The sequence below is a fragment of the Mesorhizobium sp. M0923 genome, from assembly GCF_040319365.1.
Classification (GTDB): domain Bacteria; phylum Pseudomonadota; class Alphaproteobacteria; order Rhizobiales; family Rhizobiaceae; genus Mesorhizobium.
On sequence record NZ_JAMYNW010000005.1, the window covers coordinates 282,334 to 307,781 of the forward strand.

Annotated in this window: 27 protein-coding genes; 19 read left to right on the forward strand and 8 right to left on the reverse strand. The window is 63.0% G+C overall.

Features of this window, described 5'->3' with window-relative positions; genetic code table 11:
* Window positions 1-22 precede the first annotated feature (22 nt).
* Genes NKH89_RS11370 through NKH89_RS11380 form a run of 3 tightly spaced genes read left to right on the forward strand, consistent with a single transcriptional unit; the run spans window position 23 to window position 1,450 of the window.
* Window positions 23-541: an RrF2 family transcriptional regulator gene (locus tag NKH89_RS11370; RefSeq protein WP_352495149.1), complete on the forward strand. Its 519-nt coding sequence runs from the start codon at window positions 23-25 to the stop codon at window positions 539-541.
* A gap of 13 nt (window positions 542-554) precedes the next feature.
* The gene (locus NKH89_RS11375; RefSeq protein WP_352495150.1) at window positions 555-1,013 is read left to right on the forward strand and encodes a carboxymuconolactone decarboxylase family protein; all 459 of its coding nucleotides are present in this window, start codon (window positions 555-557) and stop codon (window positions 1,011-1,013) included.
* A 59-nt stretch (window positions 1,014-1,072) separates the two neighbouring features.
* Window positions 1,073-1,450, forward strand: coding sequence for a DoxX family protein (locus tag NKH89_RS11380; protein ID WP_023720860.1), 378 nt, complete (start codon window positions 1,073-1,075; stop codon window positions 1,448-1,450).
* A 28-nt stretch (window positions 1,451-1,478) separates the two neighbouring features.
* Here the strand turns inward: NKH89_RS11380 and NKH89_RS11385 are convergent, their stop codons facing one another.
* Together NKH89_RS11385 and NKH89_RS11390 are read right to left on the reverse strand one after the other, a co-directional pair.
* Window positions 1,479-2,201, reverse strand: coding sequence for an SDR family oxidoreductase (locus NKH89_RS11385; RefSeq protein WP_352908880.1), 723 nt, complete (start codon window positions 2,199-2,201; stop codon window positions 1,479-1,481).
* Complete coding sequence (locus NKH89_RS11390) at window positions 2,198-3,049, reverse strand: SDR family NAD(P)-dependent oxidoreductase (protein WP_352589974.1); 852 nt, start codon at window positions 3,047-3,049, stop codon at window positions 2,198-2,200. The genes NKH89_RS11385 and NKH89_RS11390 overlap by 4 nt, the downstream gene beginning before the upstream one ends.
* Window positions 3,050-3,154: 105 nt before the next feature.
* On the opposite strand from NKH89_RS11390, the gene NKH89_RS11395 reads away from it, so the two are divergent.
* A complete protein-coding gene (locus NKH89_RS11395; protein ID WP_352908881.1) occupies window positions 3,155-4,027 on the forward strand; it encodes a helix-turn-helix transcriptional regulator in 873 nt (290 codons plus the stop codon).
* A 10-nt stretch (window positions 4,028-4,037) separates the two neighbouring features.
* On the opposite strand, the gene NKH89_RS11400 is transcribed toward NKH89_RS11395, so the two are convergent.
* The gene (locus tag NKH89_RS11400) at window positions 4,038-4,679 is read right to left on the reverse strand and encodes a TetR family transcriptional regulator C-terminal domain-containing protein (RefSeq protein ID WP_352482943.1); all 642 of its coding nucleotides are present in this window, start codon (window positions 4,677-4,679) and stop codon (window positions 4,038-4,040) included.
* A gap of 243 nt (window positions 4,680-4,922) precedes the next feature.
* On the opposite strand from NKH89_RS11400, the gene aptA reads away from it, so the two are divergent.
* From aptA to NKH89_RS11420, 4 genes are all read left to right on the forward strand, one after another.
* Window positions 4,923-6,251 (forward strand): omega-aminotransferase AptA, encoded by a 1,329-nt coding sequence (aptA, locus tag NKH89_RS11405; protein WP_352465212.1) that lies wholly within the window; start codon window positions 4,923-4,925, stop codon window positions 6,249-6,251.
* Between the two features lie 68 nt (window positions 6,252-6,319).
* Window positions 6,320-7,570, forward strand: coding sequence for a Zn-dependent hydrolase (locus NKH89_RS11410; RefSeq protein ID WP_352908884.1), 1,251 nt, complete (start codon window positions 6,320-6,322; stop codon window positions 7,568-7,570).
* A gap of 64 nt (window positions 7,571-7,634) precedes the next feature.
* A complete protein-coding gene (hydA, locus tag NKH89_RS11415) occupies window positions 7,635-9,086 on the forward strand; it encodes a dihydropyrimidinase (protein ID WP_023720852.1) in 1,452 nt (483 codons plus the stop codon).
* Window positions 9,087-9,115: 29 nt separating this feature from the next.
* A complete protein-coding gene (locus NKH89_RS11420; protein WP_352814703.1) occupies window positions 9,116-9,454 on the forward strand; it encodes a hypothetical protein in 339 nt (112 codons plus the stop codon).
* A 35-nt stretch (window positions 9,455-9,489) separates the two neighbouring features.
* Here the strand turns inward: NKH89_RS11420 and NKH89_RS11425 are convergent, their stop codons facing one another.
* Complete coding sequence (locus NKH89_RS11425; protein WP_023720850.1) at window positions 9,490-9,894, reverse strand: cupin domain-containing protein; 405 nt, start codon at window positions 9,892-9,894, stop codon at window positions 9,490-9,492.
* 161 nt (window positions 9,895-10,055) lie between these two features.
* On the opposite strand from NKH89_RS11425, the gene NKH89_RS11430 reads away from it, so the two are divergent.
* From NKH89_RS11430 to NKH89_RS11455, 6 genes are all read left to right on the forward strand, one after another.
* Window positions 10,056-10,847 (forward strand): ABC transporter ATP-binding protein, encoded by a 792-nt coding sequence (locus NKH89_RS11430; RefSeq protein ID WP_023720849.1) that lies wholly within the window; start codon window positions 10,056-10,058, stop codon window positions 10,845-10,847.
* Complete coding sequence (locus tag NKH89_RS11435) at window positions 10,840-11,367, forward strand: endonuclease domain-containing protein (RefSeq protein ID WP_023720848.1); 528 nt, start codon at window positions 10,840-10,842, stop codon at window positions 11,365-11,367. The genes NKH89_RS11430 and NKH89_RS11435 overlap by 8 nt, the downstream gene beginning before the upstream one ends.
* Complete coding sequence (locus NKH89_RS11440) at window positions 11,368-12,246, forward strand: ABC transporter permease (protein WP_352495156.1); 879 nt, start codon at window positions 11,368-11,370, stop codon at window positions 12,244-12,246.
* On the forward strand, window positions 12,243-13,379 hold the full coding sequence (locus NKH89_RS11445; protein WP_031194513.1) for an ABC transporter permease: 1,137 nt from the start codon (window positions 12,243-12,245) through the stop codon (window positions 13,377-13,379). Before NKH89_RS11440 ends, NKH89_RS11445 begins: the two co-directional genes overlap by 4 nt.
* 40 nt (window positions 13,380-13,419) lie before the next feature.
* Complete coding sequence (locus tag NKH89_RS11450; RefSeq protein ID WP_352908886.1) at window positions 13,420-14,391, forward strand: ABC transporter substrate-binding protein; 972 nt, start codon at window positions 13,420-13,422, stop codon at window positions 14,389-14,391.
* Between the two features lie 152 nt (window positions 14,392-14,543).
* Window positions 14,544-14,987, forward strand: coding sequence for a CHRD domain-containing protein (locus tag NKH89_RS11455; protein WP_352495157.1), 444 nt, complete (start codon window positions 14,544-14,546; stop codon window positions 14,985-14,987).
* A gap of 40 nt (window positions 14,988-15,027) precedes the next feature.
* Here NKH89_RS11455 and NKH89_RS11460 read toward each other — a convergent pair whose 3' ends face one another.
* From NKH89_RS11460 to NKH89_RS11470, 3 genes are all read right to left on the reverse strand, one after another.
* The gene (locus NKH89_RS11460; protein ID WP_352908888.1) at window positions 15,028-16,677 is read right to left on the reverse strand and encodes a thiamine pyrophosphate-binding protein; all 1,650 of its coding nucleotides are present in this window, start codon (window positions 16,675-16,677) and stop codon (window positions 15,028-15,030) included.
* On the reverse strand, window positions 16,674-17,849 hold the full coding sequence (locus tag NKH89_RS11465) for a CaiB/BaiF CoA transferase family protein (RefSeq protein WP_352908889.1): 1,176 nt from the start codon (window positions 17,847-17,849) through the stop codon (window positions 16,674-16,676). The genes NKH89_RS11460 and NKH89_RS11465 overlap by 4 nt, the downstream gene beginning before the upstream one ends.
* Window positions 17,850-17,927: 78 nt before the next feature.
* Window positions 17,928-18,863 carry an alpha/beta fold hydrolase gene (locus NKH89_RS11470; RefSeq protein ID WP_352908891.1) on the reverse strand — a complete coding sequence of 312 codons (936 nt, stop codon included), beginning with the start codon at window positions 18,861-18,863 and terminating at the stop codon, window positions 17,928-17,930.
* 265 nt (window positions 18,864-19,128) lie between these two features.
* Here NKH89_RS11470 and NKH89_RS11475 point away from each other — a divergent pair, with 265 nt between their 5' ends.
* The 4 genes from NKH89_RS11475 to NKH89_RS11490 all read left to right on the forward strand — a co-directional run bounded on the left by NKH89_RS11475 (window position 19,129) and on the right by NKH89_RS11490 (window position 22,181).
* A complete protein-coding gene (locus NKH89_RS11475; RefSeq protein ID WP_023720840.1) occupies window positions 19,129-19,914 on the forward strand; it encodes an alpha/beta fold hydrolase in 786 nt (261 codons plus the stop codon).
* Complete coding sequence (locus NKH89_RS11480) at window positions 19,911-20,360, forward strand: MarR family winged helix-turn-helix transcriptional regulator (RefSeq protein ID WP_352482959.1); 450 nt, start codon at window positions 19,911-19,913, stop codon at window positions 20,358-20,360. Before NKH89_RS11475 ends, NKH89_RS11480 begins: the two co-directional genes overlap by 4 nt.
* A gap of 118 nt (window positions 20,361-20,478) precedes the next feature.
* The gene (locus tag NKH89_RS11485) at window positions 20,479-21,492 is read left to right on the forward strand and encodes a ribonuclease T2 family protein (protein ID WP_352908893.1); all 1,014 of its coding nucleotides are present in this window, start codon (window positions 20,479-20,481) and stop codon (window positions 21,490-21,492) included.
* Window positions 21,493-21,566: 74 nt separating this feature from the next.
* Window positions 21,567-22,181, forward strand: a complete 615-nt coding sequence (locus tag NKH89_RS11490; protein WP_352482961.1) for a hypothetical protein — start codon at window positions 21,567-21,569, stop codon at window positions 22,179-22,181.
* A 28-nt stretch (window positions 22,182-22,209) separates the two neighbouring features.
* Here NKH89_RS11490 and NKH89_RS11495 read toward each other — a convergent pair whose 3' ends face one another.
* Window positions 22,210-23,505, reverse strand: a complete 1,296-nt coding sequence (locus tag NKH89_RS11495; protein ID WP_352860219.1) for a GGDEF domain-containing protein — start codon at window positions 23,503-23,505, stop codon at window positions 22,210-22,212.
* Between the two features lie 242 nt (window positions 23,506-23,747).
* On the opposite strand from NKH89_RS11495, the gene ettA reads away from it, so the two are divergent.
* Window positions 23,748-25,397, forward strand: coding sequence for an energy-dependent translational throttle protein EttA (gene ettA, locus NKH89_RS11500; RefSeq protein WP_023720834.1), 1,650 nt, complete (start codon window positions 23,748-23,750; stop codon window positions 25,395-25,397).
* Window positions 25,398-25,448 lie beyond the last annotated feature (51 nt).

Below are 25,448 nucleotides of genomic sequence, written 5' to 3' on the forward strand. Positions count from 1 at the left end.
TATCCATGACTAGGAGAGCGAAATGAAGCTGGGTGAGGGCGTCGAAGCGGCCATCCACTGCGCCGCGATGCTTGCTGGCGTTGATGGCGCCGCGACCATGCCGGGTGCTGCCATGGCGGAAGCGTTCGGGCTGTCGCCGAGCTATCTCCTCAAGCATCTCAACATGCTGACGGTGTCGGGCATTCTGGAATCGGTTCCGGGGCCGTCCGGCGGCTACCGGCTGGCGCGGCCGGCGGAACGCATTACGCTGCTCGATATCGTGTTGGCCGTCGAAGGGCGAGAACCGGCCTTTCGCTGCGCCGAAATCCGCCAGCGCGGCCCCGCCAGGCTCGATGCCTCGGTTTATGTCAAACCCTGCGGCATCAAGGTGGCGATGCTGAAGGCCGAGCGTGCCTACCGCGCAGCGCTCGCCGACGCCCGGCTGTCCGACATCGTTGCAGAATACACGGCCGATGCCGATCCCCGTTCGGTCGCCGCCAACTGCGCCTTCGTCGAGCGCCGTCAGCGTCCGCAGAAATCAAGTTCAACCAAGCAAGCATGAAAGGCTAAAAACGATGAAAGAGAGGCTGCAATTTTTCGGCGCGGCGCCGGAGATCATGAAGGCGGTGTCGGTGCTCAACAAGGCAGTCGACGAATGCGGGCTCGAAAAAAGCCTGTTGCATCTGATCAAGCTCAGGGCGTCGCAGATCAACGGCTGCTCGTATTGCGTCGAGATGCACAGCCGCGAGGCGCGCCACGACGGCGAGAGCGAGCAGCGGCTCTATCTCGTCTCCGCCTGGAAGGAATCGCCGCTATTTTCAGAGCGCGAACGCGCAGCCTTTGCCTGGACCGACGCGCTGACCAGGATCGCCGACAACGGTGTTTCGGACGAACTCTACGCAAGGACGCTCGAGCATTTTTCGGAGCAGGAGTTGGTCAAGCTGTCGGTTGCACTCGGCATGATCAACACCTGGAACCGACTTTGCGTTCCGTTCCATGCAATCCATCCGATGCCGGCGGTCATGGCCGCTTGAGCATGGACCAGGCGCGCGGCCTGCGTCGCGCGCCTCTTTTCTGCCCAAGGACCAACAGCATGTTTTCAAGCTTTGATAGTGAGATTCTATTCGCGGCCCGCCTGCTGCTCGGCGGCGCCTTTGTCTTTGCCGGCCTGCGCAACATCCAGAACGCGGCGTTCCTGACCCAATTGATGACGACGCGCGGCGTGCCGCAGGCGCGGCTGGTGCTCTGGCTGGGGATCGTCCTGCAGACCGTCACCGGAGCACTGGTGATCGCGGGCATCTGGACCGCTGCCGCCGCTCTGTGCCTGGTGTTGTTCCTTGTCGTTGCTACGCCGATGTTCCATAATTTCTGGGATCATCAGGGTCCCGAGCGCGCGTCCCGCATCAATGGCTTTGTCGGCAACGTCGCGCTGACCGGAGGATTTCTGGCGCTGATCGCGCAGTCGCTTTGAAAGCGATTGCCGCGTAAATGTAGCCGCGTTACGCCGCATACCGCAAGCCGCCGTCGCAGGTCAGGATCTGGCCGGTGACGAAGCTGTTCGAAACCAGGAACGCGATCGCCTCAGCAACGTCCTCGGCGCGGCCGATGCGGCCGACCGGCGTCTTGCCTGCATAATCGGCAAACACCGCATGGCGCTGTTCATCAGGCAAAAAATCCCACCAGGGCGTGTCAATGACGCCCGGCGCCACGACATTGACGCGTAACGGCTTCAGCTCCATTGCCAGGATCGGCACTACGGTCAGCAGCATGCCGTTGACGGCGGCGATGCCGGCGACACCCGGCGCCGACAATTGCGCCGACACCGCCGAGATGAAAGTCACCGAGCCGCTCTTGTTCAGCGTCGGCAAGGCGGCCTGCAGGCAGGAGAGCTGCGGCCGGACCTTCTCGTCGACGCCGCCGCCGATGTCGGTCAGGTCAAGCGTTTCGAACGGGCCGAGCCCCTTGCCGCCGCTCGCGGCCAGCACCAGGTGATCGAAAGGGCCGAGATCGCTGAAAAACCGGCGAACCTCGTCCGGCTTCGCGGCATCGAAGGCAGCTTTTCCGACGGCACCGCCAAGGCTTTGCCATGCGTTGTCGAGCCGTTCCCGGCTGCGCCCGGTGATCGTCACGTTCATGCCCGGGCCAAGCAGTTTTTTCGCGGTGGCGAGGCCGATGCCGGAGGAGCCGCCGACGACCACAGTGTGTTGCGCTTTCTCGATCATGAATTTTCTCTCTTCGATGTTGCGGAAGCCGGTGCGAGCCCGACAAGACCGAGGCTCAATTCCCGCAATCGACGTCGTGTCTTAGCGTCATAGGCTTGCGCATCGGCGCGGGATTCTTTTTGGCCGTCGAAATAGAGGCCGCTCCGCCCTTCCAGGGCCGGCGATGCGGCGAGGTTGATGATGGCTTCGGCGCCGGTTTCGACCGAGCTCCAGGGTGTGACGCCCGCCTGCCGCACCATCGTGGTGTTCATGTAGCTTGCCGGATGCAGGCTGTTGACCGTGACGCCGATGCCGTTCAGCTGCTCCGCCAGATCGATGGTGAACATGATCTGCGCCAGCTTGCTCTGGCAGTAGGCACGGACGCCGTCATAGGAGCGGGTCAGCATGACGTCGTCGAAATCGATCGCCTGCTGGCCGGCCGAGGCGACGTTGACAATGCGCGCCGGCGCGCTGGCCTTGAGCAGCGGCAGCAGCTCCGTGGTGAGCAGGAAGCCGGCGAGATAATTGACGGCAAAGCGCAACTCGTAGCCGTCGGCGCTGACCTGCCGTTTCGCGTTGGGGCCGGCGGTGCCGACGCCGGCATTGTTGATGAGGACTTCGAGCCGCTTGGTCCTTGTGCGCACGGCCTCGGCGAGGCGGCGGACTTCCGCCAAGGAGGAGAGATCGGCGACGAGCAGCTCGGCCTCGCCGCCGGTGGCTTCGATCTCGGCCACGACCGCCTTGCCCCTGGTCGCGTCGCGGCCATGCACCAGGATGCGGGCGCCGCCGGCGCCGAGCCTTTGCGCGACGACGCGGCCGACGCCGTCGGTCGAACCGGTGATGAGGATTGTCTTGTCTTTCAGTTCCATGTTCAGAGCCTCCATCTCATCGCTCTGAGCGGAAAGATGGGGCACCAGCCACTTGCCAAACAGTTCAAACTTTATCCTGGTATCGGTACTGCTATAATAGCGGCCATGGATTCCACCGCGCATTCCGCCGAAGACAGCCGCCGCCGCGAGCTCGGCGCCTTCCTGCGTTCGCGGCGCGAAAGGCTGACGCCTTCGGCCACCGGCATCTCGACCGGCTTACGCCGGCGCACGCCCGGGCTGCGGCGCGAGGAGGTGGCGATGATCGCCGGCGTCGGCACGACCTGGTACACCTGGCTGGAGCAGGGCCGCGACGTTCGGCCGTCGGTGGAAGTGCTGACCGCACTCAGCCAGGCGCTGCGCCTGGACGCGGCTGAGCAACGGCATCTGTTTATTCTCGCCGGCCGGCCGCAGCCGGAGCGTCGCGTCGACGCGCCGGAAAGGATCGACGGCCCCTTGCTGCACATGCTGCAGAGCCTGGTCCTGCAGCCGGCCTATGTCGTCGGGCGGCGCTGGGATGTGCTGGCCTGGAACCCGGCGGCGGCAGCCGTGTTCGGCGATTATGGCCTGCTGGAGGGCGATGCCCGCAACATCGTCCATATGGTTTTCACCAGCCCGCAGCATCGGCGCCTGCTCGTCGACTGGGAGGAACTGGCGCGCGCCGTGCTGGCGTCATTCCGGGCGGAAAGCGCGAAGTATGTCGGCGATCCGGATTTCGAGCGGTTGATTGCGCTGATGACGCATTCAAGCCCGGAGTTCCGCGCCTGGTGGCCGCTGCGCGATGTGGCCCGCAACCTATCGGGTGTGAAGCATGTCAGGCATCCGATAGCGGGCGCCATGGCGTTCGAACATATGAGCCTGTCGATCGACGACGGCTCGGACATGAAGCTGATCGTCTACACGCCGCTCGCCGAGCAGAACTCGATCGCCAAGCTGCAGAAGCTGCTCGATGCGCTGCCGGCCGCGCGGCGCAGCGCGTGAACCATCAAGGCTAGTCTTTCGGCTTCAGCCCGTCGATGAACAGTTGCTCGAGAAACCTTGCGGCATCCTCGAAGCGGCCGTCGCCGCCGCGGTCGGGGCCGAGCACGGCGCGGACCTGGACGTCGAAATCGGCATAATGCTGCGTCGTCGCCCAGATCGAGAAGATCAGGTGCCAGGGGTCGGTGCGGGCAATCTTGCCGGCGCGCATCCAGCCCTTGATGACGTTGGCTTTCTCGTCGACCAGCGTCTTCAACTCACCTTCCAGCATCGGCATGATGCGCGGCGCGCCCTGCAGGATCTCATTAGCGAATAGCCGGCTCTCGCGCGGGAAATCGCGCGCCATTTCGAGCTTGCGCCTGATGTAGTTGCGCAGTTCGGTCAGCGGATCGCCAATGTCGTCGAGTTCGCGCAGCGGCGCCAGCCAGGTGTCGAGAAGCCGTTGCATCAGCGTCTCGTGGATGTCCTCCTTGCGGCGGAAATAATAGAGCAGGTTCGGCTTCGACATGCCGGCGGCTTCGGCGATCTGGTCGATGGTCGAACCGCGAAAACCGTTGGTGGAGAAGACTTCGAGCGCCGCCTCCAGAATGAGCTCGCGCTTTTCCAGCTGGATGCGGGTGCGGCGTGGAGCGGAGCTTTCGACCGCCCCCGTCACCTCGAACAACCTTCGCTGTGAGGAGCGTCTGGACCAATTCTCTGGACCAGTTTTTCCCCGCCCTGTGGAGCGCACTTCGAAAGCCGCATTTCCGCTAGTAATCCCTTGACCGCTGATAAGGCGGTGCTAACGTTTGTCCAACCGGTCAAAAATTTGCGTAGCACGAAAACGCAGCAAAGACCAAGTGTTGGAAAGACCAAGCGTTAGCCGCACCGAAACAGGTTACAAGGGGAAGTCTTGGTCATGTCCAACCGGCTGAAAGTCACGCCGAACGATCTCAGCGCATTCTGGATGCCGTTCACGGCAAACCGGCAGTTCAAGCAGGCGCCGCGCATGATGGTGTCGGCCAAGGACATGCATTACACGACCAGCGACGGGCGCAAGGTTCTCGACGGCACCGCCGGCCTGTGGTGCGTCAATGCCGGCCACTGCCGCCCGAAGATCACCGAGGCGATCCAGAGCCAAGCGGCAGAGCTCGACTATGCGCCGGCCTTCCAGATGGGCCACCCGATCGTGTTCGAGCTGGCCAATCGCCTGGTCGACATCGCCCCGAAGGGCATGGACCATGTGTTCTTCACCAATTCCGGCTCGGAATCAGTCGAGACGGCGCTGAAGATGGCGATCGCCTATCACCGCGTAAAAGGCGAGGGCTCGCGCACCCGGCTGATCGGCCGCGAGCGCGGCTATCACGGCGTCAATTTCGGCGGCATCTCGGTCGGCGGCATCGTCACCAACCGCAAGATGTTTGGCACGCTGCTCGGCGGCGTAGATCACATGCCACACACGCATTTGCCGGAAAAGAACTCCTTCACGAAAGGCGTGCCCGAGCATGGCGCGGAACTGGCCAACGAGCTGGAACGCATCGTCGCCCTGCACGACGCGTCGACCATCGCCGCAGTCATCGTCGAACCGGTTGCCGGTTCCACCGGCGTCATCCTGCCGCCGAAGGGCTATCTGCAGAAGCTGCGCGAGATCTGCACCAAGCACGGCATCTTGCTGATCTTCGACGAGGTCATCACCGGTTTTGGCCGCCTCGGCACGCCGTTTGCCGCCGACTATTTCGGTGTCACCCCGGATATCATGACGACGGCCAAGGGCGTCTCCAATGGCGTCATCCCGATGGGCGCGGTGTTCGTCAAGAAGGAAATCCACGACGCCTTCATGACCGGGCCCGAGCATATGATTGAGTTCTTCCACGGCTACACCTATTCGGGCAATCCGATCGCCTGCGCGGCGGCGCTGGGCACACTCGACACCTACAAGGAAGAGGGGCTGCTGACGCGCGGCGAGGAACTGGCGCCGTACTGGGAGGACGCGCTGCACTCGCTAAAGGGCGAACCGAACGTCATCGACATCCGCAACATCGGCCTGATCGGCGCGATCGAGCTGGCGCCGATCGCAGGCCAGCCGACGAAGCGCGCCTTCTCGGCTTTCGTCAAGGCGTTCGAGCGCGGTGCGCTGATCCGCACCACCGGCGACATCATCGCTCTGTCGCCACCGCTCATCATTACCAAGGGCCAGATCAACGAATTGATCGACCATGTGCGCGAAGTGCTGAGGGCGGTGGACTAGATGCTCCCCAACATGTAGGGCGACGACGGGAACCGTCGTCCTAATGTGAGTAAATGAGAGGAACTTGAATGGCCGCCCCCGGCGAGAATCTGCGAATCAATTCAGACCGTTTGTGGGATTCGATAATGGAGATGGCGAAGATCGGCCCCGGCATTGCCGGCGGCAATAATCGCCAGACCGTTACCAACGAGGATGGCGAAGGGCGGCACCTGTTCAAGCGCTGGTGCGATGAGGCGGGGCTCGAAATGGGCGTCGACGAGATGGGTACGATGTTTGCCCGTCGCGAAGGCACCGACCCCAGCCTGCCGCCGGTGTATGTCGGCAGCCATCTCGATACGCAGCCGACCGGCGGCAAGTACGACGGCGTGCTCGGCGTGCTCGGCGGCCTGGAGGTTGTGCGCTCGCTCGACGATCTCGGCATCAAGACCAAGCACCCGATCGTCGTCACCAACTGGACCAACGAGGAAGGCGCGCGCTTTGCGCCGGCGATGATGGCGTCCGGGGTATTCGCCGGCGTGCTCGATCAGGCCGAAATCTATTCGCATGTCGACAAGGACGGCAAGAAATTCGGCGAGGAGCTCGAACGGATCGGCTGGAAGGGCACCGAAAAGGTCGGCGAGCGCAAGATCCACGCCTTCTTCGAATTGCATATCGAGCAGGGCCCGATCCTCGAGGACGAGGGCATCGACATTGGCGTCGTCACCCATGGCCAGGGACTGAAATGGCTGCAGGTGACGCTGACCGGCAGGGAGGCGCATACCGGCTCTACGCCGATGCCGAAGCGGCGCAATGCCGGGCTCGGCATGGCGCGGGTGATCGAGTTGGTGCACGAGATCGCCATGGACTACCAGCCGGACGCCGTTGGCGCGGTCGGCCATATGGAGGTCTATCCGAACTCGCGCAACATCATCGCCGGTCGCACCGTCTTCACCATCGACATCCGCTCACCGGAAAAGGAAGTGCTGGACGCCATGGACGGCCGCATCCGGGAAGGCATCGACACGATCTGCGAGGCGCTCGACATCAAATATCAAATCGAGCAGGTCGGCCATTTCGATCCGGTCACTTTCGACGCGGGCTGCGTCAAGGCGGTGCGGGATGCGGCGGAGCGCCTGGGATATACGCATCGCAACATCGTCTCCGGCGCCGGCCACGACGCCTGCTGGATCAACCGCGTCGCACCGACGGCGATGGTGATGTGTCCCTGCGTCGACGGGCTCAGCCACAACGAGGCCGAGGAGATCACCAAGGAATGGGCAACGGCCGGCGCCGACGTGCTGTTCCACGCGGTGGTCGATACGGCGGTGATTGTCGAATGATGGGATAGCTGCCACCTCGCAACGCCGCTCGCAAGAAGCGCGAAAAGAATAAGGGAACAAGAAAATGTCCAAAGTCATCAAGAATGGCACCATCGTCACCGCGGACCGGACATGGAAGGCCGATGTGCTGTTCAGGCACGGCAAGATCGTCGGCATCGGGCCGGATCTGCATGGCGACCATGAGTTCGACGCCAGCGGCTGCTATGTCATGCCGGGCGGCATCGACCCGCATACCCACCTCGAAATGCCGTTCATGGGCACCTATTCGGCCGATGATTTCGAGAGCGGCACCCGCGCCGCGCTCGCCGGCGGCACGACGATGGTCGTCGATTTCTGCCTGCCGGCGCCGCAGCAGTCGCTGCTCGAGGCCTTGCAGATGTGGGACAACAAGACTTCGAAGGCTTCCTGCGATTATTCCTTCCACATGGCGATCACCTGGTGGGGCAAGCAGGTGTTCGACGAGATGGCCACCGTCGTCGACAGGGGCATCACCTCGTTCAAGCATTTCATGGCCTACAAGGGTGCGCTGATGGTCGATGACGACGAGCTGTATTCGTCGTTCCAGCGCTGTGCCGATCTCGGCGCGCTGCCGCTGGTCCATGCCGAGAATGGCGACGTGGTGGCGGCACTGTCGCAGAAGCTGCTGGCGGCGGGCAATAGTGGTCCGGAGGGACACGCCTATTCGCGCCCGCCGGAAGTCGAAGGCGAGGCGACCAATCGTGCCATCATGATCGCCGACATGGCCGGCGTGCCGCTCTATGTCGTGCATGTCTCCTGCGAGCAGGCCCACGAGGCCATCCGCCGGGCGCGCCAGAAAGGCATGCGGGTATTCGGCGAGCCGCTGGTCCAGCACCTGACGCTGGACGAGAGCGAATATTTCAACAAGGACTGGGACCATGCGGCGCGGCGCGTCATGAGCCCGCCCTTCCGCAACAAATGGCATCAGGATTCGCTATGGGCCGGCCTGCAGGCTGGGTCACTGCAAGTGGTGGCGACCGACCATTGTGCCTTCACCACCAAGCAGAAGCGCAACGGCGTCGGCGACTTCACCAAGATCCCGAATGGCACGGGCGGGCTCGAGGATCGTTTGCCGGTGCTGTGGACGACCGGCGTCAACACCGGCCGGCTGACGATGAACGAGTTCGTCGCGGTGACCTCGACCAACATCGCCAAGATCCTCAACATGTACCCGAAGAAGGGCGCCATCGTCGAAGGCGCGGACGCCGACATCCTTGTCTGGGACCCGAAGCGCAAGAAGAAAATCACGGCCAAGAAGCAGCAGTCGGTCATCGACTACAACGTCTTCGAAGGTTTCGAGGTGACCGGCCTGCCACGCTACGTCTTCTCGCGCGGCGAACTGTCGATCGAGGAAAACGAGGTTAAGGCAAAGCCCGGCCATGGCGAGTTCGTCGCTCGCGAGCCGAACGCGGCGGTCAACCGGGCACTGTCGACCTGGAAGGAAATTTCCGCGCCGCGCAAGGTGGAGCGTACAGGCATCCCGGCGACGGGCGTTTGAGCTTGGCGAGCCACGGAGCGATCATCTCAATGGCCGCGGTGATCCTTGCCGCCGGGCCGGCGGCGGACGTCCTTGCCGGCTCCTTTGGCAATGAGGTCGGTTGCGCTGGTGTACGGCTCGGTTATCAGGACCGCGACGATTATGTCGTGCTGACCGCCGAGGGCGTCGAAACCTATGGCAGCGGCTGCGAGTTCGCACAGCCATTGACGACGACGCCTGGCACCCAGTTGTTGAGCTCCACCTGTTTCGCCGAGGGCGAGGAGGGGACGACCACAGATGTCGTCAAGGTCATCAACAAAGGAGGGGACGGTTTCTTCGTGACCATTCCCGGCCTTGAGGAGATAGGGCCGCTGAAATCATGTTCGTGACGGTGCCGATGACGGCCGCCGCCTCGACCCAGTCCTCAGGCGACCAACCCGTCCAGTTCCGGCAGCAGGACGACGCTTTCCTGTTCGTTGGGATCGGTGCGGGCAATAACCGCCGAGGCGGGGCTGTCGCTCAGATTGGCCGGCAGATGCGGCACACCGGGGGGAATATAGAAAAGATCGCCGGCCTTGACCACGATATGCTGTTCGAGCCGGTCGCCATACCAGGTATGGACTTCGCCGGAGAGCACATAGATCGCGGTTTCATGGTTTTCGTGCATATGCGCCTTGGCGCGGGCGCCCGGAGGCATGGTCAGCAGATGCATGCAGATACCGGAGGAGCCGACTGTTTCGGCGGCGATACCGGCGAAATAGCTCAGGCCCTGCTTGCCTTCATAAGAGCTTTCAGGGCGGATAAGATGGCACGTCGGTTTGGGCGACATCGGGGCAACTCCGGGCGTCTATCTGATGGGACAAGGGCACGTAGAACTGGGGCGCGTAGAACTGGCGCGAGTAGGACTGGGCGAGTGGAAAGCAACATCGGGGTAAAATCAATCGGATTCCGGCCGGTGGCGCAGTGGCCGGAAGCGACAGGCTACGGCCGATGACGGGAGCATCGCCAGCCGTTGTTTCGGCAAGCAAGCTTGGCCTGACCTTCCAGACCAATGACGGTCCGGTGCAGGCGCTGTCGAATGTCGACCTGACCATCGGCAAGGGCGAATTCGTGTCCTTCATCGGGCCCTCCGGCTGCGGCAAGACGACCTTGCTGCGCGTCATCGCCGATCTGGAGAAGCCGACATCGGGAGCCATTTCCGTCAACGGCATGACGCCCGAGCAGGCGCGCCAGCGCCGCGCCTATGGCTATGTCTTCCAGGCGGCCGCACTTTATCCGTGGCGCACGATCGAGCGCAATGTGGCGCTGCCGCTGGAGATCATGGGCCTGTCCAGGGCGGAGCAGGCGGCGCGCATCAAGCGAACCCTCGACCTCGTCAACCTCAGCGGCTTCGAGAAGAAATACCCCTGGCAGCTTTCGGGCGGCATGCAGCAGCGCGCCTCGATCGCACGGGCGCTCGCCTTCGATGCCGACCTTTTGTTGATGGACGAACCGTTCGGCGCGCTGGACGAGATCGTGCGCGACCACCTCAACGAACAACTGCTGGAGCTTTGGGAGCGGACCAACAAGACCATCTGCTTCGTCACCCATTCGATCCCCGAGGCGGTCTATCTGTCGACGCGCATCATCGTCATGTCGCCGCGCCCGGGGCGTGTCAGCGATGTCATAGAATCGACGCTGCCGAAGAAGCGGCCGCTCGATATCCGCGAGACGCCGGAGTTCCTGGCCATCGCGGCACGGGTGCGCGACGGGCTGAGGGCAGGGCACAGCTATGATGATTGAGCGGGATGAGGGTCCTCCTCTCCCCGACGGGGAGAGGGTGGCCGGAGCGAAGCGGAGGTCGGGTGAGGGGGCGGCGCCAACAGATCCAACTAAAAGAAATGTTGGGGCAACCGCTCGTGCCCGAAAGCTCCGGTTTGACGAGACCGAGGCTGAGTACCGGCTTTGGGGGGAACTGAGAGGACGTCATCTCAACGGCTACAAATTTGTGAGGCAGGTGCCGCTTGGCCTTTTCATCGCGGACTTCGTTTGTCGCGAGAAGGGTCTGATTGTTGAAGTCGACGGCAGTCAGCATGCGGATTCTCCAACCGATACGGCGAGAACTGCTTGGCTGAATGGCTATGGCTATTCCGTTCTTCGGTTCTGGAACCATGAAGTTCTGGCCGAACGTCGAGCGGTCCTTGATACGATATTGGCTTGCCTCGACGGAAAGATTTCTACCCCCTCACCCGGCCTCCGCTTCGCTCCGGCCACCCTCTCCCCGTTGGGGAGAGGAGGGCGCCAAGCGCCCGAGGATCGCTAGATGGACTCGTTTCGCGACAAGATCGTTCCCGTGACCTCGATCCTCCTGGGCGTGGTCGTCGTCTGGTACGTCATGGCCGTTGTCCTCAACGCGCCGTTCCAGCGCGATCTCGACCGCCGCGCCAATTTGACACCGGGCATTGTGGAATTCATCGGCAAGACGCTGGCACAACCGAAGCCGACGCTACCGGCGCCACACCAGGTGGCGGTGAATTTTTTCGAAAACACCTTTTTGCGCAGCATCACCTCGAACCGCAGCCTTGTCTACAATGCCTGGGTGACGCTGTCGTCGACGCTGCTCGGCTTTGCCTTCGGCACGGCGCTCGGCATCGTCATCGCCGTCGGCATCGTGCATGTGGCGACGCTCGACCGCAGCATGATGCCGTGGATCATCGCCTCGCAGACCATTCCGATCCTGGCGGTGGCGCCGATGATCATTGTCGTGCTGGCGGCGGTCGGCATCACCGGGCTGATCCCGAAAGCGCTGATCTCGACCTATCTGTCGTTCTTCCCGGTGGCGGTTGGCATGGTGAAGGGGCTGCGCTCGCCCGAGCTCACCCATCTCGACCTGATGCATACCTATAATGCCAGTCCCTCGCAGACCTTCTGGAAATTGCGGGTGCCGGCCTCGGTGCCGTTCCTGTTCACCTCGATGAAGGTGGCGGTGGCCGCCAGCCTCGTCGGCGCCATTGTCGGCGAGCTGCCGACCGGCGCCATCGCCGGCATCGGGGCCAAATTGCTCGCCGGCGCCTACTACAGCCAGACGATCGACATCTGGTCGGCGCTGGTCGCCGGCTCGGTGGTGGCGGCGCTGCTGGTTATGCTGGTCGGCATTGCTGGGCGCCTTGTTGACCGCGCCATGGGCGGGAGGCCGGCATGAGCTCGCTCCTGAGCCTTTCCTCAATCACCCCCCGATCCTGGCAAGGATATGCCGCGCTTATCCTGCTTGTCGGCGCGCTGCTTCTTTGGCCGCTCGTCAGTGCTACGCCCGGTTACGGCATGGCGACTACGGTTTTGATTTTCATTTTGCTGCTCATGGCAATCGAGGCCGACAACTTTCCACCGATGATCGGGGTGGTGTTGCTGTTCCTTGGCGCGCACGGCGCGGCGTGGATGTTGCTCGCCGGCATAACCGGCAATGAGGGCAGCGCTCGTGGCTCCTTCTATCTGCTGCTCGTCGCGGCGTGGTTTTTGGCCTGGCGCTGCGTAACGGTCTTGTCGTCGGTTCGCCCGACGTCGCGCTGGGCGTCAACCGCCTTGCGCCTGATCATTCCAGCCATCTTCGGCGCTTGGATCCTGATCATCTGGGAGGCGGTGACGCGTGGCGCCGGCATTCCCTTCATCCTGTTGCCGCCGCCAAGCGCCATCGGTGCACGCATCGTCGGCTCGCTGCCGGTGCTGGGGGCCGATGTCAGGCAGACCATCTTCAAGGCGGTGATCTTCGGCTATGTCGTGGGCAGCAGCGCCGGCTTCCTCGTTGCCATCGCCGCCGACCGTGTGCCGTTCCTGCGGCGCGGGCTTTTGCCGATCGGCAATATGGTGTCGGCGCTGCCGATCATCGGCGTCGCGCCGATCATGGTCATGTGGTTCGGCTTCGACTGGCAATCCAAGGCAGCCGTGGTCATAATCATGACCTTCTTCCCGATGCTGGTGAACACCGTCGCCGGGCTTACCGCCTCCGGCCATATGGAGCGCGACCTGATGCGCACCTATGCCTCGAGCTACTGGCAGACGCTGTTCAAGCTGCGGCTGCCGGCGGCGGCACCGTTCATCTTCAATGCGTTGAAGATCAATTCGACGCTGGCGCTGATCGGCGCCATCGTCGCCGAGTTCTTCGGCACGCCGGTGGTCGGCATGGGATTCCGCATTTCGACGGAAGTCGGACGGATGAACATCGACATGGTGTGGGCCGAAATCGCAGTTGCAGCACTTGCGGGTTCGGTCTTTTATGGCGTGGTCGCTCTTTTCGAGAGAGCAATCACGTTTTGGCATCCCTCTGTCCGTGGTGGATAGGGGCGGTGGGTTTAGGGCGCTAACTTCAGAGGGTAAAAACATGAAAAGACTTGTTGTTTCGATGCTGGCCGGCGCGATGTCGCTTGCCGCCTTCCAGGCGATGGCCGCGGATAAGGTGACGCTGCAGCTGAAATGGGTCACGCAGGCACAGTTCGCCGGCTATTATGTCGCCAAGGCCAAGGGCTTCTATGACGCCGAAGGCCTCGACGTCGACATCAAGCCCGGCGGCCCGGACATCGCACCCGAGCAGGTCATTGCCGGCGGCGGCGCCGACGTCATCGTCGATTGGATGGGCGGCGCGCTGGCTGCACGCGAAAAGGGCGTGCCGCTGGTCAACATCGCCCAGCCGTTCAAGAAGGCCGGCATGGAGCTGGTCTGCCCGAAGGACGGCCCGATCAAGACGGAAGCCGACTTCAAGGGCCACACGCTCGGCGTCTGGTTCTTCGGCAACGAGTATCCGTTCTATGCCTGGATGAACAAGCTTGGCCTCAAGACCGACGGCGGGCCGGACGGCGTCACCGTGCTCAAGCAGAGCTTTGACGTGCAGCCGCTGATCCACAAGCAGGCGGATTGCATTTCGGTCATGACCTATAACGAATACTGGCAGCTCATCGACGCCGGCTACAAGCCGGAAGAGCTGACTGTCTTCAACTATTCCGCCATGGGCAACGATCTGCTCGAAGACGGGCTCTATGCATTGGAGGACAAGCTCAAGGATCCGGCCTTCGAGGACAAGATGGTGCGTTTCGTGCGCGCTTCGATGAAGGGTTGGAAATACGCCGTCGACAATTCCGACGAGGCGGCCGGCATCGTCATGGACAATGGCGGCCAGGACGAGAACCACCAGAAGCGGATGATGGGCGAAGTCGCCAAGCTGATCGACAATGCCGATGGCAAGCTCGATCCGGCGACGTACGAGCGCACCGCGAAGGCGCTGCTCGACCAGAAGATCATCAGCAAGGAGCCTACCGGCGCCTACACGACCGCGATCACCGACAAGGCCATCAAATAGGGGCTGTCAAACCGGCTCCGTTGGAAACCGAAAGGGGCGGGCGACCGCCCCTTTTTAGTGGGATGTAAAATGAACGTTACCGGTGGAAACATCCGCTCGCAAAATCGTTGTGCCGGTGCATCCGCCTCAAGGGTGTCACAACGGAGGTTTCCATGCGCATCCAGTCCTTCACGCCGATGCTTTCGGCGCTGGCCATTTCTGCAGCCATCTTCTCTGCTTCACCGGCCCTGGCCGAAACTATAAAGATGACGGCGACGCTCGATGGTGCTCAGCAGAACCCGCCCGTCACCACGAAGGGCAAGGGCACCGCCACGCTCAGATTCAACACCGCCACCAAGAAACTCAGCTGGACGGTGAGATATTCCGGCCTCAGCGGGCCGGCGAAGGCCGCACACATTCACGGCCCGGCGGCAGAGGGTCAAAACGCCGATCCAGTGGTGCCGTTCGAAGGCAAGCTGAAGAGCCCGATCAAGGGTTCGGCGACATTGACCGATGCCCAGGCCACCGATCTTGAGGCGGGCAAATATTACGTCAACATCCACACCGCGGCCCACGCCGACGGCGAGATCCGCGGCCAGATCGAAAAGGTCAAATAGGCACATCAAGACGACAAAAACAGGGCAACCACCCTGTTTGTCAGGCCTTGTCGCGAATCTGGGTCATCGTGCGGGTCGGCGTGATGGCTTCGGGGTCGAGCCTGATCTCGACGATCGACGGCTTGCCGCTAGCACGGGCGCGCTCGAAGGCCGCCGCGAAGTCGGCGGTCTTTTCCACCGTCTCGCCATGGCCGCCATAGGCACGGGCCAAAGCAGCAAAGTCGGGGTTTTTCAGATCGGTGGCGACGACACGGCCCGGATATTCGCGCTCCTGATGCATGCGGATGGTGCCGTAAATGCCGTTGTTGACGACTATGACGATGATCGGCAGCCCGTATTGCACGGCGGTGGCGAATTCCTGCCCGTTCATCAGGAAACAGCCGTCACCGGCAAAGGCGATCACGTCGCGGTCGGGGAAAAGCTGTTTGGCGGCGACGGCCGCCGGCGTGCCGTAACCCATCGAGCCGGATGTGGGTGCTGCCTGCGTGCCGAAACGCCGGAAGCGATGGTAGCGATGCACCCAGGTGGCGTAGTTGCCGGCGCCATTGGTGAGGATGGCGTCGTCCGGCAGCATCGTTTCGAGATAATTCATGATCGGCCCCATCTGCACGGCGCCGGGGCCGCTCTCCGGAGGCGTCGACCAGTCGAGATAGGCGGTGTGCAGCTTCGCTGCCTCCGCCGCCCACACCGGCGTTGCGGCCGGCTTGCGTTTGGCAAAGGCTTCGACGAAAGCGGCAGGCGAGGTATTGATCGCCAGCGCCGGCCGGTAGACGCGGCCGAGCTCGCCGGCGTCGGCATGGATATGGACCAGCGTCTGGTCGGGGTAGGGGCTCTTCAGCAGCGTGTAGTCGGATGACGGCATCTCGCCCATGCGGCCGCCGATCAGCAGCACAAGGTCGGCCTGCTTGATGGCGGTTGCCACTTTGGGATTGATGCCGATGCCGACATCGCCGGCATAGTTCGCGTGGAGATGGTCGAACAGCATCTGGCGGCGGAAGGAGCAGCCGACCGGCAGCGACCAGGCTTCGGCTATCGTCCGCATCCGTGCAACGGCCTGCGCATCCCAGCGCGTACCGCCAAGGATGACGAACGGCCGCTTTGCCTTGTTGAGCAGCTCGTCCAGCGCGTCGAGCTCGGCTTCGCCAGGCCGCGTCTCGACAGGGGTGTAATGCCGGGCTTCCCGTGCCTCGGCAAGGCTGGTCAGCATGTCCTCGGGCAGCGAGATGACGACCGGGCCCGGGCGGCCGGACGTCGCCACTGCAAATGCCCGTGTGACGAATTCGGGGATGCGCGCGGCGTCGTCGATCTCGACCACCCATTTGGCGATATCGCCGAAGAACCTGACATAGTCGACCTCCTGGAAGGCCTCGCGCCCCTTGGCGTGGCTGGCGACCTGGCCGATGAACAGGATGAGGGGGACCGAATCCTGCATGGCGATGTGGATGCCGGCCGAGGCATTGGTGGCGCCTGGGCCGCGGGTGACGAAGCAGATGCCGGGCCTGCCGGTCAGGCGGCCATGGCAGTCGGCCATCATTGCGGCACCGCCCTCCTGGCGGCAGACGATGGTGCGGATTGGCGAATCATGCAGCGCGTCGAGCACCGCCAGATAGGATTCGCCGGGCACGCAATAGATACGGTCCGTTCCGTTGGCTTCGAGCGCATCGACGATGAGTTGTCCGCCGGTCTTCATTTTCCTGACCTCTCCAGTTCGGCAAGGATTTCTTCGGTGTGTTCGCCGAGACGCGGCGACGGCCGTTCATAGACCAGCGGCGTGCCGGACATGACCATCGGCGCGCGCACCGAGGGCAAGAGATTGCCATGGCCGTCATCGAGGTCGAGCCGCATGCCGCGCGCGATGGTCTGCGGGTCGGCAAACATCTGGCCGATATTGTTGATCGGGCTGGCCGGCACGCCGACTGTCTCCAGCTTGGCCAGCAGCGGGTCGCGATCGAAGACCTTCAGCGCCTCGACCATGTGCTCGCGCAGCTTTGCCCGGTTGGCGACGCGGGCGGGATTGGTGGCGAAGTCAGGGTTCGAAGCCAGCTCATCGAGGCCGACGGCAGCGCAAAACTTTGCGAATTGGCCGTCATTGCCGACCGCCAGGATGATGTGGCCATCTTTCACCGGCACCACCTCGTAGGGCGCGATGTTCATATGCGCATTGCCCATCTGCACCGGCGATTGTCCGGAGACGAGATAGTTGAGGTTCTGGTTGCCGAGCGTTGAGATCTGGGTGTCGTAGAGCGCCATGTCGATATGCTGGCTTTCGCCGGTCTTCTCGGCGTGGCGAAGTGCCGCCTGGATGGCAACGACCGAATAAAGCCCGGTGAAGACATCTGAAATAGCCACGCCCGCCTTCTGCGGTTCGCGGCCGGCTTCGCCGGTGATCGACATCATGCCGGCCATGCCCTGGATGATGAAATCATAACCGGCGCGCGGCGCATACGGTCCCGACTGGCCAAAACCGGTGATCGAGCAATAGATCAGCCGTGGGTTGATTTTCCTCAGGCTGTCATAGTCGAGGCCGTATTTCTTAAGCCCGCCGACCTTGAAGTTTTCGATCAGCACATCCGATGTCGCGACCAGCCGGCGCACCGTCTCGGCGCCCTCGGGCGTCGAGAAATCGATGGCGATGGAGCGCTTGCCGCGGTTGCAGGAATGGTAATAAGCGGCCGAAAGGTTCTCGCCGTCATGGCCGATGACGAAGGGCGGTCCCCATTTGCGGGTGTCGTCGCCGCCGTCCGGGCTCTCGACCTTGATCACGTCGGCGCCGAGGTCGGCAAGCAACTGCCCGGCCCATGGCCCGGCAAGGATGCGTGCGAGTTCGATGACGCGGATGCCTTTGAGCGGAGGCTCAGTCATGGATCACCTGGTTGATCGAAAGCGCAGCCTCTATCAACCCCGCGCGCCGCTGTCACGGCCCTTGCGATGGGCCAACCGTTACGGCACCCTCAGCACGCGGTCGGCCCAGGCGGCAAAATCCTCCATTATGATGTCTCGGTTGATCTCGTTCAGGCTTTCGTGGCGGGTTTCGGCGTAAACCTTTGAAACGAGATTCGAAAAACCCATCATGTGCATCCGGACGGCAAGATGGCTGACCGCCTTGCCGCTGTCCGAGGCCGGATCCTGCTCGCCTCCGACCAGATTGACGAACAGGTCGCGCCGCACGCCGGAAAAATTGCGGTCGCGGCCGCAATGCAGCGTCATCTTGACGATGTCCTGCCACATCGACACCGATGCGTCCCAGCCGCAGAGCGGGTCGGCGATGTATTTCTCGACTTCGGCGGCATCGCGCGACAGCCAGTCGAAGGGCGTCCGGCGATCGGGCACTGCCTTGCCCCAAGCCCGGAACGTCAGCCGGGGCAGCATGCGCGACGGCACGTCTGAGCCAAGCCGGAACTTTTCCCAGGCAAGCATGCCCAGCGCGATTTGGCCGAGCAGTCCGGCAGAGAAATTGCCGTTCCAGATCGCGGCGGCATGGATGCGCGCCGAGTTGCGGAGGACAAAGTTCAGCGCGACCGACGCGCCCAAGGAGTGACCGAAGGCGATGACCGGCAGGCCGGGCTGTTCCCTGGCGATCAGATCATGGACGGCAGCGACATCGGCGATGACCTTGGCACTTCCATCCGCATCGGCGAACCTGCCAGGTGGCGCGTCGGGCGCCTTGGTGACGCCGTGGCCACGGTGGTCGTGCGCGTAGACCTGGTAGCCGCGCGCGCCGAGGAAATCGGCGAAGCGGGCATAGCGCGCCGCGTGCTCGGCCAACCCGTGATTGATCTGGACAATGGCGCGCGGCTGGCCTGTGGCGTGTTTCACATAAAGGTTGAGCTCGGCGCCGGTCGGCGATGCCAGCATCCTCTGCTTGTCAAATGGCATGTCTCGCTCCCGTCGGCGACTGTTGGGCGACGCAGCGATCGACGTCAAGAGACGTAGGGTACCCATTCGACGCTAGTTGACAGTATGCTGTCAATATGATTACATGACAGCATACTGTCAATTGGCCAGCAGATTGGGGGTATGACTATGAAAACCACCGGGGCCATTTCGCGGCGTGCAATCTTGCTGGCGGGCTTCGCCTTCACGACGGCCACCCTGTTGCCAGGGATTGCTGCGTTCAGTCAGGAAACCAGGGAGATGACCCATGATGACGTCCACCGTTCCAGGCCCGCAAGGCCAGCTTGCCACTTATAGGATCAACGCCGGCAATGGCCTGCCGATCCTGTTCCTGCATGGAGATTGCAGCCGCGCTTCCCACTGGGACCGGGTGATGCAGCTCTCCGTCGAAGGCCGCGAGGCGGTAGCCTTCGATTTTCGCGGCCATGGCGCCTCCGCGCCGGCGCAGGACGGTGACTATGGCTATGACGGCCGTGCAATGGATGTCGGTGCCGTGGCCGACGCGTTTGGCCTGAAGCGGTTTCTCATTGTCGCGCACAGCGGCGGCGGTGGTGTGGCGCTCGCTTATGCCGCCAGCCATGCCGACCGGGTCGCAGGTGTCTTGCTCGTCGACCCGGCGACCAATCCTCGTGCGCTGCCGCAGGCGATTCGCGACGGCTTTGTCCGCGATCTGGCCGGTCCGCAAGGCCGCGATGTCCTGAACGCCTATTACACGTCGATTGCCGGCCCTAACGCGGCTGTTCGCCAGCGTGTTCTGGCCGATGTGGCAGTGGTCGATCCGGCGGCGAGGGCAGGTGTCGGCAAGGCACTGGCCGAATGGAACCCGGAGCCGGCACTCAATGCGTATCGCGGGCCTATGTTCGTATTGGCTACCGAGGCCAGTGACACTCCAGCCGCGCTCTACCGGCTGCGCACGGACATTCCGCGCCAGATCGTGGCGGGCAGCGGCCATTGGGTGATGCTTGACAAGCCCGAGGTCGTAGCCGAAGCCGTTAATAATTTCGTCGCGACCATCGAGGCCGGCCAGAAATGACGACCAGGACCGAAGCGGCAAATGTGTTCACGGAACTCGTGCTTGCCGTGTTCAGGATGAACGGCAGTTTTCTGGATGCGGCCGACCGGCTGGCCGCTCCAACCGGGCTGACGGCAGCGCGCTGGCAGGTTTTGGGTGCGGTTTTGAAGGAGCCGAAATCCGTGGCCGACGTCGCCCGCGACATGGGTCTCGCCCGTCAGAGCGTACAGCGGCTGGCCGACATACTGGCTGCGGAGGGGCTTGCCGCCTATGCCGACAACCCAGCGCATCGCCGCGCCAAGCTGTTGTCGATAACCGATGCCGGCCGGGCAGCGGTCAAGAATATCGGCACACGCCAGCATGTTTGGGCGAACCGCGTTTCGGAGGGTATGGACGCCGACGCGCTAAAAGCCTCGCTTGATCTGCTGCGCACCTTGACAGAACGCGTGGAGGCGGGCGGATCCTGATCGACCACACGGGAACCGTCTCAATGCGCTGGCGATTGTTTTTACGGCCGACGAAAGAAATCGTAATTCTGACATGTCGCAAGTTCTAGCTTGCGGCGTGAATACGAGGAGTGCCGGAATGCGGATTTGGGCGATATGGGGGGCGGTGTTTCTTGCGTTTGCTGGCGCAAGCGCGGCGCGGGCCGATGTGAAGATGACCGGCTCTTTCGTCGCCGATGCCGCCTGTCCGGCAACGCAGGCGATCAAGAGCGGCAAGAATCCCCGCAACGTCTCGACCGCGGCTGGCCAGAGTTACGATCTGCTGGCCGGCAACAAGGACGCGCCCACGCACTATCTCATCCGCGTTCCGGGCGCCGATCCGGAGCGCCGCTGGGTTAAGATCAGCTGCGGTCACGTTTCGGGCGGCAGCGCGTCGACGATACCGGCTGCACCGGCGCCTGCCGAGCCGAACAAGCCATCGGCGTCCGGAAAGCCGGAATATGTCTTCGCGCTGAGCTGGCAGCCGGCTTTCTGTGAGACCAAATCCAGCAAGACCGAATGCCGGGCGCAGACCGCCGCCGGTTTCGATGCGACCCACTTCACCTTGCATGGGTTGTGGCCGCAACCGAATGGAAATTTCTATTGCCAGGTCGCGGCAAGCGACAAGGCGAACGACGATCCGGCACATTGGCGGGATTTGCCGCCGGTCACGCTGGACCCGAATACGCGATCGGAACTCGACCAGGTGATGCCGGGCACCGCATCCGCCCTCGAAAGGCATGAATGGATCAAGCACGGCACCTGCTACGGCAAGAGCCAGCAGGAGTATTTCTCCGACGCTTTGAACCTGATGCAAGCGGTGAACGCGTCGCCGGTGCGCGATCTCTTCACCAGGAACATCGGCAAGCAGCTGACATCCGATCAGATCCGCAGCACCTTCGACAGCGCCTTCGGCAAAGGCGCGGGCGACCGGGTCCGCGTATCCTGCGTGGTCGATCCCTCGAGCGGCAGGCGGCTGATCGACGAGCTGACGCTCGGCCTGGCCGGCCCGATCGCTTCGAACTCTTCGCTCGGTGCGCTGCTGCTTGCCTCGGCACCGACAGCCAAGGTGGGTTGTCCGAAGGGTACCGTCGACGCCGTCGGGTTCCAGTAGACAGGCCGAACGCGACTGTCGCCTTGCGCCGGGGGTGGTATGGTCTTGAAGGCACACATTCGTAGGGGGTGGCGATGAGTGGCATGACGAACGGGGCGCTGGCGCGGCTGGCGTTCTGGGCCAGGGGCATGACGGCGATCCGAGACGGCCATATGGAATGGCCGGGCTTTTCCTACACCGAAGTGGAGTGGGCGCGCATGACCACGCTGGCCAAACCGATCGGCGGCGGCACCTACCAATTGTTCACGCTGGTCAACGCGGCGATCTTCATCGCCATCGCCGCGCTCGGGATCTTCTGTGTCTTCCTGCCGCTGGCGACGCTGCTGTTCCCGGTACCACCCGAAACCAGTGCGCTCAAGTTTTCGCTGCTCCTGGCGGCATGCGCCTTGCTGATCATCGGCATCGGCTTGCCGATTTCGCTGCGTCTCTCGACCGCGCTGGTCGCGCCGAAGGCAATGCGGGCCGCGCTTGTCGCCGTGCCCGGCGACCAGATGCTTGCGGCAAAAGTGTCATGGCAGATCAACCGGATCACGCTCGTGCTTTGCGGCCTGCTGGTGCCGGGCATTCTTCTGTTCATCGCCTACGACATCGATGCCGGCCCGGTCATCGCGGCAATGAAATGGCTGGCGATCGGGTTGATGGCGGTTTCGGTTGCGATCGGCGCATGGCAGCGGCGCAAACAATCCTGATTGCGCCAATCCGAGACCAGAGTGAGAGTTACGCGCCGGCGCTGCGCTCCGGCCTGTTCCATGTGTTGCGCCCGTCTGCTTCGTTGCCACCCGGTTCGCCGACAACGCGATCGCGTCCGGTCGATTTGGCCTTGTAGAGACGCTGGTCGGCCAGCGCAAAGAGATCGGCAAGGCAACGCGTCGTCTCGCTGACCGTCGAGATGCCGGCGCTGACGGTGATGTCGAACCGGCTGGTGCTCGCAGACGTCTTGACCGCTTGCCTGACGGTTTCGCCCAGCAGTCTGGCGAGCGGCTGTGGACGCCAGCAGAGGATGGCGAATTCCTCACCGCCGATCCTGAACAATTGATCTTCGGTCCCGACAAGTTCGCCAAGCAAAATCGCCAGGGCTTTCAGCACCTTGTCTCCCTCGGCGTGGCCGAAGCGGTCATTGATCGATTTGAAGTGGTCGACATCGATGATCAGCAGGCTGAGCGGCCTGGCAGTCCGCAGGCTGGCGGCGACGGCGGCCTCGCCATCGCTGTCGAAGCGCCCCCTGTGCAGGAGGCCGGTGAGGCCGTCGCGACCGACATGCTCGACCAGCGCCTCATAGCGCTCGCGATAGGTCAGCGTGTCGAAAATGTCGGAAAGCCCGCGCGGCGCCGGCACCTGCCGCGCCTCGAACCACCTGATATAGGCGACCAGCATGGTGCTGTAGACCAGGGCCGCTGCCATCTTGGCGAACCAGCCGCCGAAGAACACCGCGACCGGCGCACCGGTGACGAAATGCAGCGCCGTGAAAAAGCCTGCCTGGTCGAAGGTGAGCACGCAGGCGACGGAGACCAGGATGCGGGTGAAAAGCGCCTTGCGCAGATATTTGCCGAGCTTTTCATAGAGCAGGATGATCAGGATGGCGTCGACGAACAGCAGCGTCGTGCCCCACACCATCAGCCAGCCCATCTCGTCGATGAAGCCGATGTCGGGAAGCTTGCCGTCGGGCAGCGGTGCGATGTCATGCAGGCGCAGGATCAGCACGAGCCCGATCATCAGGGCATTGCCGAGCAGCAGGCCGTAAATCGGCTGCCGGACAGTTGCCGCGTCCTCCTTGATGTAGAGCAGGAGCAGCATGACCAGCTTGCCGGAAAACAGCACAGCCGAACCCGGCGACACCATGCCGAACGGCAGCGCGACGTAGAAGACGCTGGCGAGGTAGGTTTCCAGGAAATGCATAACGCCAAGGGCGCAGACAAAGACGCCGAGGCCGATGCGGCCTCTGAACCGGAAAAGCGTGACCATGATGCCGAAATAGAGAACCGCTTCGGCAAAAAGCAGGAAACTGTTCAGCACGGCCCGATCTCTCTCCCCGAAATCGCGGCTGCCAGCGATTTCCCATCCAAACACTGTTTTGACGCGGAATGGTTAACCGGAGCTTTCGCCCGGGCGCCGGCACGAAATGAAGCGGCTAAGCGTTCGCGGTGCGACCAATTCCGCCTGGGACCAAAACTGTTTGCCGTTCGGGGCCGCATCGCTTACATAGCCCCCAACTTCCATTCAATCCGACATCAGTCGACTTTTCAGGGAAAGCGCGCGTGGCACGCCAGTTCATCTATCACATGGCCGGCCTCAACAAGGCCTACGGCACCAAGAAGGTGCTCGAGAACATTCATCTGTCCTTCTACCCGGACGCCAAGATCGGCATCCTCGGCCCCAACGGCGCCGGCAAGTCGACGATTCTCAAGATCATGGCCGGCATCGACAAGGAGTGGAGCGGCGAGGCCTGGCTGGCCGAAGGCGCGACCGTCGGTTACCTGGCGCAGGAGCCGGCGCTCGATCCGAACAAGAATGTGTTCGAAAACGTCATGGAAGGCGTTGCCGCCAAGACCGCGATCATCGAGCGCTACAACGAATTGATGATGAACTATTCCGACGAGACGGCGGACGAGTCGGCCAAGCTGCAAGACGAGATGGACCGGCTCAATCTGTGGGATCTCGAGCAGCAGGTCGAGATGGCGATGGAGGCACTCGGCTGCCCGCCCAAGGAGGCCGATGTCACCAAGCTGTCGGGCGGCGAACGCCGTCGCGTCGCGCTCTGCCAGCTCTTGCTGCGCCAGCCCGACCTTCTGCTGCTCGACGAGCCGACCAACCATCTCGACGCCGAGACGACGGCGTGGCTGGAAAAGCATCTGCGCGCCTATCCGGGCGCGGTGATGATCATCACCCACGACCGCTACTTCCTCGACAATGTCACCGGCTGGATCCTCGAGCTCGATCGCGGCCGCGGTATCCCGTACGAAGGCAACTACACCAAATATCTCGAAGCCAAGGCCAAGCGGCTCAAGCAGGAAGGCCGCGAGGACGATGCGCGCCAGCGGGCGATCGGCCGCGAGCGCGAGTGGATCCAGTCCAGCCCGAAAGCCCGGCAGACCAAGTCGAAGGCCCGTATCCAGGCGTTCCAGGATCTGCTGGATGCGGCCGACAAGCGGCGTCCGAGCGATACGCAGATCGTCATTCCGCATGGCGAGCGGCTCGGCAATGTGGTGATCGAGGTCGAGGACCTGTCGAAGGGCTTTGGCGACACGCTTTTGATCGACGATCTCGAATTCAAGCTGCCGCCCGGCGGCATCGTCGGCGTCATTGGCCCGAACGGCGCCGGCAAGACGACGCTGTTCCGCATGATCACCGGCCAGGAAAAGCCCGATGCCGGCACCATCCGCGTCGGCGAGACGGTCAAGCTCGGTTATGTCGACCAGAGCCGCGACGCACTCGACCCGACCAAGACCGTCTGGGAAGAGATCTCGGGCGGCGCCGAAGTGGTCAAGCTCGGCAAGTTCGAAGCCAACACCCGCGCCTATTGCGCGTCGTTCAATTTCCGCGGCGGCGATCAGCAGCAGAAGGTCGGCAACCTGTCCGGCGGACAGCGCAACCGCGTGCATCTGGCAAAGATGCTGAAGACCGGCGGCAATGTGCTGCTGCTCGACGAGCCGACCAACGATCTCGATACCGAAACGCTGGCCGCACTTGAAGACGCGCTCGAGAGCTTCGCCGGCTGCGCCGTCATCATCTCGCACGATCGCATGTTCCTCGATCGTCTGGCGACGCACATCCTCGCCTTCGAGGGCGACAGCCATGTCGAATGGTTCGAGGGCAATTTCGAGGATTACGAGCAGGACAAGATCCGCCGCCTCGGCCCGGACGCGGTCAACCCGCACCGGATGACGTATAAGCGGCTGACGAGGTAGGGTCTCGATCCGTTGCGGGCGATCGTCGTTTGGCCTAAATTGATCGGATGG

What these genes read in the sequence shown, in the direction of transcription:
- NKH89_RS11370 (WP_352495149.1), top strand. Translation starts at nt 23, where the DNA reads ATGAAGCTGGGTGAGGGCGTCGAAGCGGCCATCCACTGCGCCGCGATG.
- NKH89_RS11375 (WP_352495150.1), top strand. Translation starts at nt 555, where the DNA reads ATGAAAGAGAGGCTGCAATTTTTCGGCGCGGCGCCGGAGATCATGAAG.
- NKH89_RS11380 (WP_023720860.1), top strand. Translation starts at nt 1,073, where the DNA reads ATGTTTTCAAGCTTTGATAGTGAGATTCTATTCGCGGCCCGCCTGCTG.
- NKH89_RS11385 (WP_352908880.1), bottom strand. Translation starts at nt 2,201, where the DNA reads ATGATCGAGAAAGCGCAACACACTGTGGTCGTCGGCGGCTCCTCCGGC.
- NKH89_RS11390 (WP_352589974.1), bottom strand. Translation starts at nt 3,049, where the DNA reads ATGGAACTGAAAGACAAGACAATCCTCATCACCGGTTCGACCGACGGC.
- NKH89_RS11395 (WP_352908881.1), top strand. Translation starts at nt 3,155, where the DNA reads ATGGATTCCACCGCGCATTCCGCCGAAGACAGCCGCCGCCGCGAGCTC.
- aptA (WP_352465212.1), top strand. Translation starts at nt 4,923, where the DNA reads ATGTCCAACCGGCTGAAAGTCACGCCGAACGATCTCAGCGCATTCTGG.
- NKH89_RS11410 (WP_352908884.1), top strand. Translation starts at nt 6,320, where the DNA reads ATGGCCGCCCCCGGCGAGAATCTGCGAATCAATTCAGACCGTTTGTGG.
- hydA (WP_023720852.1), top strand. Translation starts at nt 7,635, where the DNA reads ATGTCCAAAGTCATCAAGAATGGCACCATCGTCACCGCGGACCGGACA.
- NKH89_RS11420 (WP_352814703.1), top strand. Translation starts at nt 9,116, where the DNA reads ATGGCCGCGGTGATCCTTGCCGCCGGGCCGGCGGCGGACGTCCTTGCC.
- NKH89_RS11425 (WP_023720850.1), bottom strand. Translation starts at nt 9,894, where the DNA reads ATGTCGCCCAAACCGACGTGCCATCTTATCCGCCCTGAAAGCTCTTAT.
- NKH89_RS11430 (WP_023720849.1), top strand. Translation starts at nt 10,056, where the DNA reads ATGACGGGAGCATCGCCAGCCGTTGTTTCGGCAAGCAAGCTTGGCCTG.
- NKH89_RS11435 (WP_023720848.1), top strand. Translation starts at nt 10,840, where the DNA reads ATGATTGAGCGGGATGAGGGTCCTCCTCTCCCCGACGGGGAGAGGGTG.
- NKH89_RS11440 (WP_352495156.1), top strand. Translation starts at nt 11,368, where the DNA reads ATGGACTCGTTTCGCGACAAGATCGTTCCCGTGACCTCGATCCTCCTG.
- NKH89_RS11445 (WP_031194513.1), top strand. Translation starts at nt 12,243, where the DNA reads ATGAGCTCGCTCCTGAGCCTTTCCTCAATCACCCCCCGATCCTGGCAA.
- NKH89_RS11450 (WP_352908886.1), top strand. Translation starts at nt 13,420, where the DNA reads ATGAAAAGACTTGTTGTTTCGATGCTGGCCGGCGCGATGTCGCTTGCC.
- NKH89_RS11455 (WP_352495157.1), top strand. Translation starts at nt 14,544, where the DNA reads ATGCGCATCCAGTCCTTCACGCCGATGCTTTCGGCGCTGGCCATTTCT.
- NKH89_RS11460 (WP_352908888.1), bottom strand. Translation starts at nt 16,677, where the DNA reads ATGAAGACCGGCGGACAACTCATCGTCGATGCGCTCGAAGCCAACGGA.
- NKH89_RS11465 (WP_352908889.1), bottom strand. Translation starts at nt 17,849, where the DNA reads ATGACTGAGCCTCCGCTCAAAGGCATCCGCGTCATCGAACTCGCACGC.
- NKH89_RS11470 (WP_352908891.1), bottom strand. Translation starts at nt 18,863, where the DNA reads ATGCCATTTGACAAGCAGAGGATGCTGGCATCGCCGACCGGCGCCGAG.
- NKH89_RS11475 (WP_023720840.1), top strand. Translation starts at nt 19,129, where the DNA reads ATGATGACGTCCACCGTTCCAGGCCCGCAAGGCCAGCTTGCCACTTAT.
- NKH89_RS11480 (WP_352482959.1), top strand. Translation starts at nt 19,911, where the DNA reads ATGACGACCAGGACCGAAGCGGCAAATGTGTTCACGGAACTCGTGCTT.
- NKH89_RS11485 (WP_352908893.1), top strand. Translation starts at nt 20,479, where the DNA reads ATGCGGATTTGGGCGATATGGGGGGCGGTGTTTCTTGCGTTTGCTGGC.
- NKH89_RS11490 (WP_352482961.1), top strand. Translation starts at nt 21,567, where the DNA reads ATGAGTGGCATGACGAACGGGGCGCTGGCGCGGCTGGCGTTCTGGGCC.